Source organism: Streptomyces sp. KMM 9044 (assembly GCF_024701375.2).
Taxonomy (GTDB): domain Bacteria; phylum Actinomycetota; class Actinomycetes; order Streptomycetales; family Streptomycetaceae; genus Streptomyces.
This window is the reverse complement of sequence record NZ_CP113910.1, coordinates 1081748-1097395: the sequence shown is the minus strand read 5'-3', so window position 1 is coordinate 1097395 and position 15648 is coordinate 1081748. Positions and strand designations below refer to the sequence as shown.

At 69.3% G+C, this 15648-nt stretch carries 6 protein-coding genes and 2 pseudogenes; 5 read left to right on the top strand and 3 right to left on the bottom strand.

What is annotated here, in order from left to right:
• On the bottom strand, window positions 1-768 hold the full coding sequence (locus HUV60_RS05045; RefSeq protein WP_257852031.1) for an FkbM family methyltransferase: 768 nt from the start codon (window positions 766-768) through the stop codon (window positions 1-3).
• Window positions 769-1027: 259 nt separating this feature from the next.
• Between HUV60_RS05045 and HUV60_RS05040 the strand changes: the two genes are divergently transcribed.
• From HUV60_RS05040 to HUV60_RS05030, 3 genes and pseudogenes are all read left to right on the top strand, one after another.
• The gene (locus HUV60_RS05040) at window positions 1028-3424 is read left to right on the top strand and encodes an amino acid adenylation domain-containing protein (RefSeq protein WP_257852033.1); all 2397 of its coding nucleotides are present in this window, start codon (window positions 1028-1030) and stop codon (window positions 3422-3424) included.
• Window positions 3425-3629: 205 nt separating this feature from the next.
• Complete coding sequence (locus HUV60_RS05035; protein ID WP_257852035.1) at window positions 3630-4847, top strand: IS4 family transposase; 1218 nt, start codon at window positions 3630-3632, stop codon at window positions 4845-4847.
• 320 nt (window positions 4848-5167) lie between these two features.
• Window positions 5168-6375: pseudogene (locus HUV60_RS05030) on the top strand (IS110 family transposase).
• A gap of 309 nt (window positions 6376-6684) precedes the next feature.
• Here the strand turns inward: HUV60_RS05030 and HUV60_RS05025 are convergent.
• Both HUV60_RS05025 and HUV60_RS05020 read right to left on the bottom strand, forming a co-directional pair.
• A complete protein-coding gene (locus HUV60_RS05025; protein WP_257852036.1) occupies window positions 6685-6873 on the bottom strand; it encodes a hypothetical protein in 189 nt (62 codons plus the stop codon).
• Between the two features lie 90 nt (window positions 6874-6963).
• Window positions 6964-8277, bottom strand: coding sequence for a helix-turn-helix domain-containing protein (locus HUV60_RS05020; RefSeq protein ID WP_257853114.1), 1314 nt, complete (start codon window positions 8275-8277; stop codon window positions 6964-6966).
• A gap of 430 nt (window positions 8278-8707) precedes the next feature.
• On the opposite strand from HUV60_RS05020, the gene HUV60_RS05015 reads away from it, so the two are divergent.
• The gene (locus tag HUV60_RS05015; protein WP_269441129.1) at window positions 8708-13375 is read left to right on the top strand and encodes a non-ribosomal peptide synthetase; all 4668 of its coding nucleotides are present in this window, start codon (window positions 8708-8710) and stop codon (window positions 13373-13375) included.
• A 60-nt stretch (window positions 13376-13435) separates the two neighbouring features.
• Window positions 13436-15445, top strand: a pseudogene (locus tag HUV60_RS05005) (condensation domain-containing protein); the annotation flags it as partial.
• Window positions 15446-15648: the final 203 nt, after the last annotated feature.

Here is a 15648-nt window from a genome sequence, read left to right as displayed (position 1 = left end):
TCACACCACCTGCCAGGCGAAGACTGTGTGGAGGTCGGTCTTCCGGTACTCCGCGGCCTGCCGGACGGAGGTGGCCATGCCGTGGTCCTCGAGGGTGGAGACCACCGCGTCGAGCGCCCCTTCGCGATCGGCGACCTCGACGGCGGCATTTCTGATCCCCGGCCACAGGGCATCGCCGATTCCCCGCAGGACCCGGAGCTCGAACCCCTCCACGTCCACCTTGAGGAGATCGACGCGATCGATGCCGGCGCTGCCGGCGAAGGTCTCGAGGCGCCGCACGTCGCAACGCACCAGACGCCGCTCGTCGAGGCAGTCGTCCACCAGGCCCTCGGCCTCCAGGATGAACTCGTCACGGAGTTCCCCGTCGAGCGAGTCGGCCACACTGGTGATGAACGCCGAGGCGAGTACCTTGTCGGTCTCCAGGTCGGCATCGAATCCGGACATCATGGTGTAGTTCGGGTAGTAGGTCAGCTCGCGGGTCTGATCGCTGTCACCCAGGGCCAGGTTGTGCGGGTGCGCACCGTGAAGGTGCCCGACATTCCGCCGGAGGGTTGAGTAGACATCAGGTGCCGGTTCGAACGAGAGCACCTTCGCACCGGGCCAACGCTGCAATGCGAAGAGGGTGAACAGCCCTATATTGGCACCGATGTCGAGAATGACCGGCTCCGTCGGCATGTCCCAGCCCTGCGGCGGAATATAGGACTCATCATCGAAGATCTCTCCGTACAGGTAGTCCGTCTCGTTTCCGTTGAGACTGAAGACTTCCATTCCGTTCGGAAGATTTCTCCTGGTCGGCGTCGACTGCGGAGTACCTCGACCTGCTGTCATCGCATCGAGGTTAGGGTGCCGCCCGCTGCGGCACCGGCAGTTCGAGCGGCGCTTCGGAGGCAACTTGGGCCGGCATGCGGCCGCCGCCCGACGCGAGGCGGTATGTGCGCTGCCGACGAGTCGCCGCTCAAACTGCCGTTCGCTCTCGGTGCGACCTCGTACCGTTCCAGGTGACTCAGTGACGCAGAGGAGTGCACGCATGGTGAGGGCACAGAATCACGCGGCCCGGCTCCGGCTGAGCGAGCCGGCACAGGAGTCCGAGCTCCGGGTGCCGGGTGCCCAGGACGTAGCGCCGGTGCGGCTCGCCGCCGCTCCCGAGTGGGGACTGGGCGCGGGCGGCGACGACCGGTTCGGCACGACGTGGACGGTGCTGCCCCCCGATGAGCTGGCCGACGAGGCGAGCCTGCGAACGGCCCTTGCCGTGACGCTCCATCGCTACGACGGCGGCGACACGGAAGAGGTCGCCCTCGGGTCCGCTCAGGGGGCCTTCAGCGTGCGGGTGAGCGGCACGCTCGACGAGATGCGCCGACGCCCGCACACGCCCACCGGTGATCCGGTGGTGGCCGGCACGCGGCCCGGCAGCGACGGCGAGCCACTGCCCGCGCCGGCCCCGGCCTTCCCCCTGACCTTCTCCCTCGTGCGCCGGGCGGACGGCCGGCTCTGGCTGCGCTGCGACCACGCACTGAGCCACGTGTGCCCCGCGATCGCCGAGCAGTTGGCACGTCATGTCGCCCACGTGTACGGGCAGGCGGCGACATCACCGCAGACGCCCGCCGCCGCGGCCGAGCTCTTCGACGACGGCGAACGGCGGCGCATCGTACGTCTCGGCAGTTCGGCCCCCGTGCAGCGGCCCCCGGCGAGCACTGTGCACGAGGCGTTCGCCGCAGTCGCGGCCGGAGCACCCGACGCCGTCGCGCTGTCCGACGAGGACCTGGAACTCACCTATGGACAGCTCGACCACCTGGCGGGCGTGTTCGCGGCGAACCTCCAGGCGAGGGGCATACGCGCCGGCGACCGCGTCGGCGTGTGCCTGGACCGATCCGCCGAGCTGGTCGCGGTACTCCTGGGTGTGCTCAAGGCCGGCGCGACCTACGTCCCGGTCGACCCCGCGTACCCGGCGGAGCGCATCGCGTACACGATGGACAACGCGTCGGCGCGCCTGCTCGTGACCCGGCTCGGCGAGCCCGCCGGACCGGACGCATGCCGGAGGGTGACGCCTGACCAGCTGCTCGACGACCTCACCTTCGAGGCACCCGAGGGCCTCGGCGGTACGCACACGGCGTACGTGATCCACACGTCCGGCTCGACCGGACGGCCCAAGGGCGTCGCCGTCCCCCATGGCAACGTACTGAGTCTGGTCCAGGCCGCCGGCACCGGTCTTGGGCTCGGTACGGAAGACGTATGGACCCTCTTCCACTCGAGCGCCTTCGACTTCTCGGTGTGGGAGATGTGGGGCTGCCTGCTGACAGGCGGCCGCCTCGTGATCGTGCCCCACTTCACCTCCCGTGACCCGGAGCAGTTCCGCGAGCTCCTGGCGGCGCACGGGGTCACAGTCCTCAACCAGACGCCCTCGGCGCTCTCCAACCTCCTGTCCGTCGACTACGCGGACCTTCCGGTACGGCTGGTGATCCTGGGCGGCGAACCGCTCGACGCCAGGATGCTGCTGCCCTGGTTCGACGCCTACCCGCCAGAGCGCTGCCGGGTGGTGAACATGTTCGGCATCACCGAGACCACGGTCCATGTCACCGCCCAGCCGGTGACCCCCGACCTGGCCCTCGGTGCCACGCGCTCGGTGGGCAGGCCGCTGCCGGGATGGCATGTCTACGTCCTGGACTCCGCGGGGCGGCTGCTCCCGCCCGGCGCCGCCGGTGAGATCTGTGTCGCCGGGGCCGGTGTCGCCCAGGGCTACGTCGGCCGGCCGGACCTGACCGCGGAACGGTTCCTGCCCGATCCGTACAACGGCGGCCGCATGTACCGCAGCGGCGACCTGGGGCGACTGCGGCCGGACGGCGCGCTGGAGCATCTGGGACGCATCGACGGCCAGGTGAAGATCCGCGGGTTCCGTATCGAACTGGATGAGATCCGCTCGGTGCTCCTGGAGAGCGGATGCGTCCGGACCGCCGCAGTCGTCGTGCCCCCGGACGGCAGCGGCGCGAACGGCGTGCGCATCGACGCCTACGTGGTCCTGGACGGCGGTGACGTGGCGGCGGTCCGCACCCACGCCGCCGCGGTACTGCCCGACTACATGGTCCCGGCGACGGTGACGGAGGTGGGTGCACTCCCGCTGACCACGAGCGGCAAGGTCGATGTGGCGAAGCTGCCCGCCCCGCAGATCACCACCCGGTCCGCCACGGACCACACGCCGACGGCCGACGACGCGATGGCCGCCCGACTGCAGGAGCTCTGGTCGGAGCTGCTGGGATTCCCGATCGGTCTGGACGACGACTTCTTCGAAGCGGGCGGCAACTCGGTGGTCGCGGTAAAGGGTTCCGCGGCGATGCGTGCCGAGGGCATGCCCACGCTCCGGCTGCGGCAGTTCTACCGTCATCCCACCATCCGCCAGGTGGTGGCGGCCCTCAAGGCAGCCGAGGCGTGAGCGGGCGGCCGCCCTGCGGTGCGGCCGCCCTGCGCCTTCCTGCGCGCGGCCGTCGAGCTCTGCGAGCACCTGCCCGACCTGCCCCGTTATGTTCTCCGCGGTCCTGCAAGAGGGCCGCTGGCCTCCGGGCCCGGCATGACTGTTGCCCCCTGTCGATGGGATGACAATGCCGTTGCTTTTGAGGCTGTCAGCCGGTTGAGCGGGTGTGCTGATATCTCGTCTGGAGCGGTTGGGGCTGGGAGTCCTGACCCGGTCGTGCCCGCCCGAGCTGGTGGACCGGGTGGTCGGTGACGCCAGCCGCTCGGAGAAGCGCCGGCGTCTGCTGTCCGCTCGGTTCACGGTCTACTTTGTGCTGGTGATGTGCTTGTTTCCCCAGGCCGACTACCTGGAGGTCTTGCGCCTGGTGAAGACCAGGGATCCGGGACTGCGGTCGTGGACCGGGGTCAACAAGTCCTCGCTGACCAGGGCCCGGCAGAGGCTCGGATGGACCGTGATGCGGGACTTGTTCCGTGCCGTGGCCCGGCCCCTGGGCGGGAGTGGAGAGCTGTTCCGCGGTCTGCGGGTCCTGGCCCTGGACGGGACCCTGCTGGCTGTGCCCGACTCGGCAGGGAACAACGACACCTTCGGCAAGTCCGGCTCCCAGCGCAGTCCCATGGGATATCCACAGGCAAGGGTGGTCGCCGTCGCGGAGTGCTCCTCCCATGCCGTGCTCGACGCCGTGATCGGCGGGTTCAAGGAGTCCGAACGCATCGTCTCCGACGCCCTCGAAGCCCACATCGGAGCCGGCACGTTGTTGCTGGCCGATCGCGGCCTCTGGGGCCTGGCCCGCTGGCACCGGCTGCGGGAACGGGGCACTCACCTGTTGTGGCGGATCGAGCGGCGCAAAGCCCGCCGGGTCCAGGACGTCCTGCCGGACGGCAGCTACCTGGCCCGGATCGAGGCGAACAAACACAGTAAGGCGGCCGGAACAGTCAAGGCCCCGCCGTCGCTGGTGATCGAGTACCGCATCGACGGACAGCCGGACATCGTCCGGCTGATCACCAGCCTGACCGACCACGCGAAATACCCGGCCGCCGAGCTCGCAGCCCTCTACGCCCGACGCTGGGAGATCGAGCTGGTCTTCGACGAGATCAAGACCCATCAACGCGGCCGACCAGTCCTGAGGTCGCAGACCCCGGACGGAGTGCGACAAGAGATCTACGCGCACCTGATCGTGCACCATGCCACTCGCGACCTGCTGGACGAGGCCGCCCGACTGCACCGCAGCACCGCCGAGCGGACCTCGTTCACCCGGGCCCTGCACATCGTCCGCCGCACGGTGATCTCGCCGAGCGGCTTTTCCCCCCTCCGCCCGCAGACGCGACCGGCACCTCGGACTCACCGAGATCGGCCGCAGCCTCCTGCCTCGCCGCCGACTCCGTGACTGCTCCCGCAAGATCCGGTCATGCATCACCGGCTACGGCAGCAAGGCCCCCGGAGAACCTGCCAGCCAGCGACGTCTACCGATCATCATCACCCTGAACCACCGATGGCACGACCACTAACGCAACGGCATTGGAATGGATGACCTGGGGGGTGCCACCGGGCCCGAGGGGGTGCCGTCGGAGACGCTGATCAGAGGTCCGGCCACCGCCCGGCCGAGCGCAATGCCCGGCCACCTGCGGGCGGCAGGTCTGCATAACGTGGATGCGCGAGAACGGCCCCAATGCCCAGGTCAGCACGCGACGAGTTTGTGGGGGCACGGTGATCGACATTGACAGCGTGGGCGTCTTCCTCGGGCTGGACGTCGGCAAGAGTACGCATCATGGCCACGGGCTGACCCCGGCCGGGAAGAAGGTCTTCGACAAGCCGCTGCCCAACAGCGAGCCGAAGCTGAGGGCCGTCTTCGACAAGCTGGCCGCGAAGTTCGGCACCGTCCTGGTGGTCGTGGACCAGCCCGCCTCGATTGGCGCTTCCCCGCTCGCGGTGGCCCGGGACGCCGGCTGCCAGGTCGCCTACCTGCCCGGACTCGCGATGCGCCGCATAGCCGACCTCTACCCGGGCGAGGCCAAGACCGACGCGAAGGACGCCGCGGTGATCGCGGACGCCGCCCGCACCATGCCCCACACCCTGCGCTCGCTGCACCTCACCGACGAGATCACCGCCGAACTCACCGTCCTTATCGGCTTCGACCAGGACCTCGCCGCCGAGGCCACCCGCACCTCCAACCGCATACGGGGCCTGCTCACCCAGTTCCACCCCAGTCTGGAACGCGTCCTGGGACCCCGCCTCGACCACCAGGCCGTCACCTGGCTTCTCGAGCGTTAAGGATCCCCGCAGGCTCTGCGCAAAGCCGGCCGCCGCAGACTCGTCGAGCTGATCCGCCCCAAGGCTCCGCGCATGGCCGCCCGGCTCATCGATGACGTCTTCGACGCGCTCGACGAACAGACCGTCACCGTCCCGGGCGCCGGCACCCTCGACATGGTCATCCCGTCCCTGGCCCGCTCGCTCGCGGCCGTCCACGAACAACGCCGGGCCCCGGAGGCCCAGATCAACCAACTGCTGGAGGCCCACCCTCTTTCCCAGGTCCTGACGTCGCTGCCCGGTGTCGGCACCAGGACCGCCGCCGTTCTCCTGGTCACCATTGGCGACGGCAGCTCGTTCCCGAGCGCCGCCCACCTGGCTTCCTACGCCGGCCTCGCCCGGCGACCAAGTCGTCCGGGACCTCGATCTACGGCGAGCACGTACCCAGAAGCGGGAACCGGCAGCTCAAACGCGCCATGTTCCTCTCCACGTTCGCCGCCCTGCACGATCCCGTCTCCCGCACCTACTACGACCGCTGCCGGGCCCGCTGAAAAACCCACACCCAGGCCCTTCTCCGTCTCGCCCGCCACCGCATCAGCGTCCTGTTCGCCATGCTCCGCGACGGCACCTTCTACGAATCACGCCTGCCCGAGGCAGCCACCCCATGACCACCTCAGGCTTGACGAAGGACATAGAGGTACCCCCCCCGGGGACCCGCGCCACACGGGTCCCGAAACCCCGAGGACGCGTGCCGGCAGGACGCGCAGGATGGGCATGAGGGAGTCGGGCATCCCGTCGCCGTCGATCAGCCGGCTCAGAGGCAAACCCCAGCGGGTGCCGTCGAGGTAGACGGGCCCGCCGAAACGGCTGTGGTTCATCAGGAGGTCGCGTTCGGCCGGCGCATGGAGGAGCGATTTCGCCGGCATGGCCGGCGGCCCGGTCGTCGGCGAGTCCCGGACTGCCGACCCCGAGCAGATTCAGCCGGGGTCCGCGTGGAAGCGGACGTATCGCTCGCCGATCCGCTCCTCGGGTTCACTGCTCCAGTCGACGCCTGGTTCTGCGCGGTCGAGATGGCGCCAGAAGGCGGTCGATGGGACGGTGACGGTGGCCGTGCGGTTGTTCCAGGCCAGCTGTACGCCGGTAAGCCGCGCGGTTGCCTTGACCATGAGGTCGGCCCAGACGAACCCCTTGATGTGGGGTGGGCGTGAGCGGTTTCGTGAGCGCGAGCGTCACCGGCGCCACCAGCAGGTGGTCACTCACGATGCCAAGGTCTGGACGGGGTGCAGCCCGCCCCAGGAAACGGGCGCGTCGTAAGGGTCGGGCCGGGGATCACGAGCCGAGTGAACGAGGTGGCGTACCAGGTTGAGGACCACGAACCGCTGCGGCTCCCCGCGCACGGACTTCACACGGCGCACCAGGCCGCGAGCACGCAGATCGCGGAGACTGTCCTCCGCGTCCGCGCCGGAGCCGGCCAGAAGCGCGACGGCGTCCTTCACAGTCCAAGGAGGTGCGTCGACCAGTCTGTGCAGGGTACGCATGCCCGACTCGGGGAGCGTGGCGAGGGCCTGACGCACCCAGTCGACGAGCGAGGCGTGCTCACCGGACGGCGACGCCGTCAGCCGCGCCGGCGACTCCTCGGCGATGCGCAGCAGTTCGGCAGGTTCATAGATGAGTAGCCAGGAGAGCGCCGATTCGAGCGCCGCCGGAATTCCGTCGAGGTGCCAGCATATTCCGGCGATCGCGGTCAGGGTCTCCGGTGCCGAGACGTCCTCCGGATACAGGGGGGCGCAGCGCGCGAGCATGTACTGCACGACGGGGGAATCGGCGGCGGCGGGATCGGGGGTCTGCCGGCTCCATTCGGGAACGTGCAGCGGGAAGAGGGTGAAGGTCGTCGCCCCGGCACGGTCCACGGTCACCGTACAGGTCTCGAGCAACACCCGCAGGCCTCTGCAGAGCTGCACGAGGACCCGCAGGTCCTGCCGGTCCCCGTCGTCGAGGTCGCGCTCGTCGGCGACGAGCAGGACATCGTGCGAGGCGAGGCTGCCTGCCACCTCCGTCAGGGCACTGTCGCACCCGATCGCCTCGGCGACCCGGCGCACCAGCCGGAGCGAAGCCTCGTGCCGGCCGTGGGGCGCCGCCCCGATCCGGTCCAAGGAGATCACCGGCATGAACTCGGTCCGGTGCAGCTCGCCGGCGACGCTCTGGATCAGGGACGTCTTGCCCACCCCCGGCGGCCCTGTCACCTTGATCAGCTGATGACCGGGGGAGCGCAGCAACCTGGTCAGCGACGCCGCCTCCTCCTCGCGGGCGAGGGGAGGGGCAAGAACAGTCGACGGCGCCGGCAGGTCGTCGTAGAGCGACCGGACCGCCCTCAGCCCCGCGGCGGCTTCCAGTTCCGCACGCCGAGCGCCCACCAATCGCAGGGCGTCCGCAAGCAACCGTATGGTCTGCACGCGCGGGGTCCCCGTACGATCGAGTTCGAGGTCACGTATCGCCCGCACGCTTACCGTGGAGATTTCGGCAAGCTGATTCTGGGTCATGCCGGCGCGCGTTCGTGCATTTCTCAGCATGCGGCCGAACTGCACCTTCGATACGCGATCGGCAGTCAATTCTCCCTGCTCTCTCATCCATGGGGCGTGGCTGGCCTCAAAATAGCGTACGTGGGTGAAAGTTGCGGTGTTCGCGCCGCAGGCGCATGATCCGGCATACTGTTCAAGTGAGGCGCCGACACAGTTGAACGCCAAAGCCCTGGGCCGGTCATGGTGCCCCTGCCCGGAGCCGGCGGCGGTGCGGCGAGCTCAGTGTCAGTGTGACCGGTATCCACGCGGTCAACCACTGGACGCCGCGCGTACGGTGGGGATTCCAAGCGCAGCGTCGGGGATGTTAGAACATCCCGTCGCAGCTTTTTCATGGAGAGCTGGACGGCGATTCGGCATGCCGCGTCGGCGGCTGCTCTCTGCTGCTCCAGTCGTTGAGTCGGATCGGTTGGGGTGTGCGGGGATGGCTGCATCTGAACGTGAAACCAAGGAACTCATGGCCGGCCAGGTTGCTGTCTGGTACGCACAGCAACTCGCCCCTGAGAACCCGGTTTACCACATCGCCGAATACGTCGAGCTACGCGGAAAACTCGACACCGAACTCTTTATGCGTGCGCTGCGCGCCACCATGATCGAGGCCGAAACGGTCCGGCTACGCATTAGGCTCGTCGACAACGAGCCGCGGCAGTACCTCGGCGCCGTGGACGACCATTCCGTCCAGATACTCGACGTCACCGCCGAACCGGACCCGCACGCCGCCGCCGAGACGTGGATGACGCGCCGGTTGCGCAAGCCCATGAAACTCCTCGGCGAGCCGTTGACGGGTCATGCCCTGATCAAGGTCGGGCAGGACCGCCACTATTGGCTGCACTACGCGCACCACCTCGTCATGGACGGGTACAGCGGCCAGCTGTTCGCCAACAGGCTCGCGCAGCGGTACACGGCACTCTCGGAAGGCCGGGAAGCCGGACCGGACGGTGCCATGGAGCCCGTCTCCGTACTGCTCGACGAGGACGGCACCTACCGTGCTTCCCCCGCACACACGGAGGACCGGCAGTTCTGGACGGACGCGCTGTCGGACACCGCCCGCGCCGCCCGCGCCGTACGGTCCGACGGGTACAGGCCACGGCAGCTTCCGCAGGTGCCCGTCCGGCAGCGCGACGAGATCGCCCCGGATGAGACCGACGGCCTGAAGCGGAATGCGCGCCGGCTGAGGACCAGCCTGGCCGGACTGTCGATCGCCGCCGCGGCCGTCTACCATCACCGGACCACAGGCGCGCAGGACGTCGTGATCGGCATCCCGGTGCTGGGGCGTGTCGGACGCCGGACCCGTGGCATCCCGGGAATGACGTCGAACATCCTGCCGATCCGCATCTCCATCGGCCGAGCGACCACGACCGCGGATCTCCTGCGGCAGATCGCGGCAGAGATGCGCGCGGCCAACCGCCACCAGCGTTACCGGTACGAGGACATGCTCCGCGACCTGAAGCTGCTCGGCGGCAATCCGCTGTGCGATCTCATCGTCAATGTCATGTCGTTCGACTACCAACTCGGCTTCGGTGACTGCACCGGGACCGCCCACAACCTCGCCAACGGGCCCATCGACACGCTCAGCATCGACGTCTACGACCGGCGGGACGGCACCGGCCTCCAGGTGGACGCCGACATCCACAGAGGCGCCCGGGACCTGGAACCGGAAGAGGCCGTCTGCCTCCGGTTCGTGAGGATCCTGCGACGGCTCGCCCGGACCGAGCCGACCGATCTCGTCAGAGGCATCGACGTCCTGTCGGCCGCGGAGCGTTCCCGGGTACTGGCCGAGTGGAACGGCACGGCGGCCGAGACGCTGACGGAGCCGTCGGTACAGGCGCTGCTCGACACGCAGGCGGCGACGAGCCGGGTGTACGTGCTCGACGCGGAGCTGCGCCCGGTCCCGCCGGGGGTGATCGGCGAGCTCTACCTGGCCGGTGCGGCGGACCACGCCAAGCTGCGGGCGGAGCGGCTGGTGGCGGACCCCTTCGCGGCGGACGGGTCACGGATGTACCGGACTGAGGTCCGGGTGCGCTGGAGCGGCGAAGGTGAGCTGGAGTTCCCGGGAGCGACGGGCGGCACGGAGCCGGGCCGGCGCACACCGGAGCGGATCAAGGAGTCGGACGGGGAGTCGGACGCGGGTCGGGGCCGGGCCGATACCCGGGCAGACGTGCTTCGCGCGCTCTTCGCCGAGATCCTGGACCTGGAGAGCGTGGACGCCGACGACGACTTCTTCGATCTGGGCGGTCATTCGCTGCTGGCGACACAACTGGTCAGCCGTATCCGCAGCACGCTGAACGTGGAACTGCCGATGCGGGCAGTGTTCGAGGAGCCGACGGTCGCCGGTCTCCTCGGCAGGCTGACGGGCGCGGACACGGCGCGCGTCGTCCTGGCGGGAAGGGAGCGGCCAGAGCGGGTGCCTCTGTCGTACGCGCAGCGCCGGCTGTGGTTTCTGGACCGGCTCGAAGGACCCAGCGCCACCTACAACACTCCCGTGGTGATGAAGCTGACCGGCCGGCTCGACTCCTCGGCGCTGAGGGCCGCCATGCGGGATGTCCTCGAGCGCCACGAAGCGCTGCGCACGGTGCTGCCCACCGAGGACGGCGAGCCTTACCAGTCGGTCATCCCCATGGACGAACTGGACTGGGAGATGGAGGAGGTCACCGTCCGCGACTCGGGCGGGGCCTACGAGCGGCTTTCGGAGATGACCGACCTGCCCGAAACGACTGCGTCACCGACCGCAACGGCATTGGACCCGGCGCGAGCGGAGCTCGCGGAAGCGGTGGTCGGTGCGTCTGCTCACGTGTTCGACCTGTCGACCGAGGTGCCGGTGAAGGTGTGGCTGTTCCGGACCGAACGTCTGGACGAGCACGTGCTGGTCGTGCTGGTGCACCACATCGCCGGGGACGGTTGGTCGATGGGGCCGCTCGCGCGCGACATCTCGACCGCGTACGCGGCGCGGTGCGTTGACGCCGCCCCTGCGTGGGACCCGCTGACGGTGCAGTACGTGGACTACACCCTGTGGCAGCGGGAGCTGCTGGGTTCGGACGACGACCCGGGGAGTCTGCTGTCGCGGCAGGTGGCGTATTGGCGCGAGGCGCTGGCGGGGGCACCGGAGGAACTGGGGCTGCCGGTGGACCGGCCGCGCCCGGCCGTGCCCAGCCATCGCGGCCGTACAGCCGTCTTCGGTGTGCCGGGTGAGGTGCATGCCCGGCTGCTCGACCTGGCACGAGCGGAGGGCGTGACGCCCTTCATGGTGCTGCAAGGCGTGCTGGCCGTGCTGCTGTCCCGGCTGGGGGCAGGAGAGGACATCCCGATCGGTTCGGCGATCGCGGGCCGTACGGACGAGGCCCTGGACGACCTGGTCGGCTGCTTCGTCAACACCCTGGTGATACGGACGGACTTGTCCGGCGATCCGACGTTCACCGAGGTGCTGGGCCGGGTACGGGAGGCCGGAATCAGCGCCTTCGAGCATCAGGACGTGCCGTTCGAGCGGCTGGTGGAGGAGCTCGCTCCACAGCGTTCCCTGGCCCGCCACCCTCTCTTCCAGGTCGTCCTGACTATGAACGACATCCCCGACGAGCTCATGGAGCTCCCGGGGCTGCGCGCGGAGCTGATCTCGACCGCACGTCCCGCGGTGAAGTTCGACCTGGACGTGATGGTGGGTGAGGTGTTTGACGCCGACGGCGCGCCGGCGGGTGTCAGGGGCTCGCTGACCACGGCGGCGGACCTGTTCGACGAGGGAGCCGCTGAGCGGATCGCGGGTTGGCTGGTCCGGGTGCTCGAAGAACTGGTGGCGGACCCGGCGATGCGGGTCGGCGCGGTGGAGGTGCTGTCTCCGGCGGAGCGGGTTGAGGTTCTGGACGGCTGGAACGACACGTCTGTCTCCGTTGGTGGGGAGTCGGTGTTGGGGTTGTTCGAGGCGCAGGTGGTGCGTACTCCGGGTGCGGTGGCGGTGGTGCAGGACGGTGTGGAGCTGTCCTATGGGGAGCTTGAGCGGCGGGCGAATCGGTTGGCTCGTTTCCTGTTGGTGCAGGGGGTGGGTGCGGAGTCGGTGGTGGGGCTGTGTCTGCCGCGTGGGGTGGAGACGTTGGTGGGGATGCTGGCGGTGTGGAAGGCGGGGGCGGGGTATCTGCCGGTGGATGCGGGGCATCCGGCGGAGCGGATCGCGTTCATGCTCGCGGACAGTCGTGCGGTGCTGACGTTGACGACGGAGGAGATTCTGGAGGATCTTCCGGCGGGGCGGCATCGTCTGGTGGCGGTCGACGGGGCGCTGGTGGGGATGCAGCTGGCCGGGCTGGAGGACACCGCGCCGGAGGTGTCGATCGATCCGGGGCAGGTGGCGTATGTGGTGTATACGTCGGGTTCGACGGGCCGTCCGAAGGGTGTGGCGGTCACGCAGGGCGGTCTGGCGAACTATGTGGGCTCGGTTCCGGCCCGGGTGGGCTTCGACCGGCCCGGTGGCGGGTTCGCGGTGCTGCAGGGACAGGCGACCGATCTGGGCAACACCACGATCTTCGCGGCTCTGGTGTGCGGGGGCGTCCTGCACTTCCTTGCCGAGGACATGGTGACGGACCCGGCGTTGGTGCGGGGGTATGTGGCCGACCATGGGATCGAGGGTGTGAAGGCGGTGCCCTCGCACGTGGCCGCTTTGGGTGCGCCGGTCTTCGAGTCGGTGGGATCACTGGTCCTGGGAGGCGAATCCGCACCCCCCGCCCTGGTGGGTGATCTGCTGGCCGCTGGTGGTGGGAGGGTGTTCAACCACTATGGTCCGACGGAGACGACCATCGGTGTCGCCACGACCGAGTTGTCGGCGGGGGATGTGGCGGCCGGGGTGGTTCCGGTGGGCCGGCCGGTGGCGAACACCCGCTTCTACGTCCTTGACGAGTATCTGGCGCCGGTGCCGGTGGGTGTGGTCGGGGAGCTGTATGTGGCGGGTGCGCAGTTGGCGCGGGGGTATGTGGGCCGGCCGGGCCTGACCGGGGAGCGTTTCGTGGCCTGCCCGTACGGGTCTGGTGGTGAGCGGATGTACCGGACGGGGACCGCGCCCGCTGGACGGTCGATGGCCGTCTGGTGTTCGCGGGGCGTGCTGATGATCAGGTGAAGGTGCGGGGTTCCGGATCGAGCCGGGTGAGGTGCAGGCGGTGCTGGCCGCGCACCCGGGGTCGGGCAGGCGGCAGTGCTCGCGCGGGAGGACGCACCGGGCGAAGTACGCCTGGTGGCCTACGTGGTGGCTGATGACGAGGACGTCGAGTATGCGGCGTTTGCTGATTCGGTGCGGTCGTTCGCTGCTGCCCGGCTGCCGGAGCATATGGTGCCGTCGGCGGTGCTGGTGCTCGAGGCGTTGCCGCTGACGGGTAACGGCAAGCTCGACCGTGCTGCTCTGCCGGCCCCGGACTACGCCGCGGCGGCGGGCACGAGCGGTTCCGGCCGTGGGCCGGTGTCGGTGCAGGAGGAGATCCTGTGCCAGGCCTTCGCCGAGATCCTGGGGCTGGAGAGCGTCGGCGTGGACGACGACTTCTTCGAGCTCGGTGGGCATTCGCTGCTGGCCACGCGGTTGGTGAGCCGGATCCGCACGGTGCTCGGCGTGGAGATGGAGATCAGGACGCTCTTCGACGCGTCGACTCCGGCCGGCGTGGCTGCCGGGCTGGACAGGGCCGTCTCGGCCCGTGCGGCACTGGTGGCGCGGGAGCGTCCGGAACGGGTGCCGCTCTCGTACGGGCAGCGCCGCCTGTGGTTCATCGGCCAGTTGGAGGGCCCGAGCCAGACCTACAACAGCCCCGTCGTGGTGCGCTTGAGGGGGGAGCTGGATCGGCAGGCGCTCGGGCAGGCGCTGACGGATGTCATCGGGCGCCACGAGGTGTTGCGCACGGTGATTCGCGTCGCCGACGGCGAGCCCTACCAGCAGGTCGTACCCGTTGACGAACTCGACTGGGACCTGAACTTGGTCGAGGTGAGCCAGGGCAGTCGGCCGCAGGACGACCGCTTGCTGGACCTCGACAATCTGTCACCGGACGAGTCGGTGATCAGCCTGCCGACGATCGAGCCGTCCGCGGAGCTTCCGGCCGGCGAGATCGAGCAGCATGACCTGGCGGCGGCAATGGCACGAGCCACCGGGTACGAGTTCGACCTGTCGGCCGAGGTGCCGATGCGGGCGTGGCTTTTCGGCGTGGGCGCGGACGAGTATGTGCTGGTCGTGGTGGTGCACCACATCGCGGGCGACGGCTGGTCGATGGGCCCGTTGGCTCGGGACGTGTCGGTGGCGTACGAGGCCCGTTGCGGTGGGCGCGTTCCGCAGTGGGATGCGCTGCCGGTGCAGTACGCGGACTATGCGTTGTGGCAGCGGGAGCTGCTGGGCGATGGTGGCGACGAAGCAAGCCTGATGTCCCGTCAGGTGGCCTACTGGCGTGACGCGCTGGCAGGGGCGCCGGTGGAACTGGCTCTGCCGTTCGACCGGGCCCGGCCGGCGGCGGCTTCCCATCGCGGGTTCTCGGCCGGATTCGTCGTGCCGTCGGCTGTTCACGTGCGGCTGCGTGAGGTGGCGCGTGAACACGGTGTGACGGTGTTCATGGTGCTGCAGGCGGCGCTTGCGGTGACGCTGTCCCGGCTGGGTGCGGGGACGGACGTCCCGATTGGTTCGGCGATCGCGGGCCGTACGGACGAGGTGCTGGACGATCTGGTCGGCTGCTTCGTCAACACACTGGTGATGCGGACGGACCTGTCGGGTGATCCGTCGTTCGCTCAGGTGTTGGAGCGGGTGCGGGAGACGGGGCTGGGGGCGTATGCGCATCAGGATGTGCCGTTCGAGCGGCTGGTGGAGGAGCTGGCCCCGGAACGCTCGCTGGCCCGGCATCCGCTGTTCCAGGTGGTCCTCACCAAGCTGAACGCCTCATCCGGGTGGGAGCTTGATGCGGCGACGCTGACACTGCCCGGCATCCGGTCCACGCCCCTGTTCCTCGGCAAGCCCTCCGCGAAGTTCGACCTGGATGTCATGGTCGCGGAGGAGCACGACGCGCAGGGCGCACCGGCCGGGGTGCGGGGTGCGGTGACCGTGGCCGCCGATCTGTTCGAAGCGGATGCGGCAGAGCGGATGGCACAGCGGTTCATTCAGGTGCTGTCCGCGGTGGTGGCGGACCCGGCGATGCGGGTCGGCGCGGTGGAGGTGCTGTCTCCGGCGGAGCGGGTTGAGGTTCTGGACGGCTGGAACGACACGTCTGTCTCCGTTGGTGGGGAGTCGGTGTTGGGGTTGTTCGAGGCGCAGGTGGTGCGTGCTCCGGACGCGATCGCAGTGGTGTGTGAGGGGGCGGAGCTCTCTTATGCGGCGTTGGATGCTCGGGCGAATCGGTTGGCTCGTTTCCTGTTGGTGCAGGGGTGGGT

Coding starts and splice junctions, on each gene's coding strand:
- HUV60_RS05015 (WP_269441129.1), top strand. CDS start 8,708: ATGGCTGCATCTGAACGTGAAACCAAGGAACTCATGGCCGGCCAGGTT.
- HUV60_RS05020 (WP_257853114.1), bottom strand. CDS start 8,277: ATGCTGAGAAATGCACGAACGCGCGCCGGCATGACCCAGAATCAGCTT.
- HUV60_RS05040 (WP_257852033.1), top strand. CDS start 1,028: ATGGTGAGGGCACAGAATCACGCGGCCCGGCTCCGGCTGAGCGAGCCG.
- HUV60_RS05045 (WP_257852031.1), bottom strand. CDS start 768: ATGGAAGTCTTCAGTCTCAACGGAAACGAGACGGACTACCTGTACGGA.
- HUV60_RS05025 (WP_257852036.1), bottom strand. CDS start 6,873: ATGGTCAAGGCAACCGCGCGGCTTACCGGCGTACAGCTGGCCTGGAAC.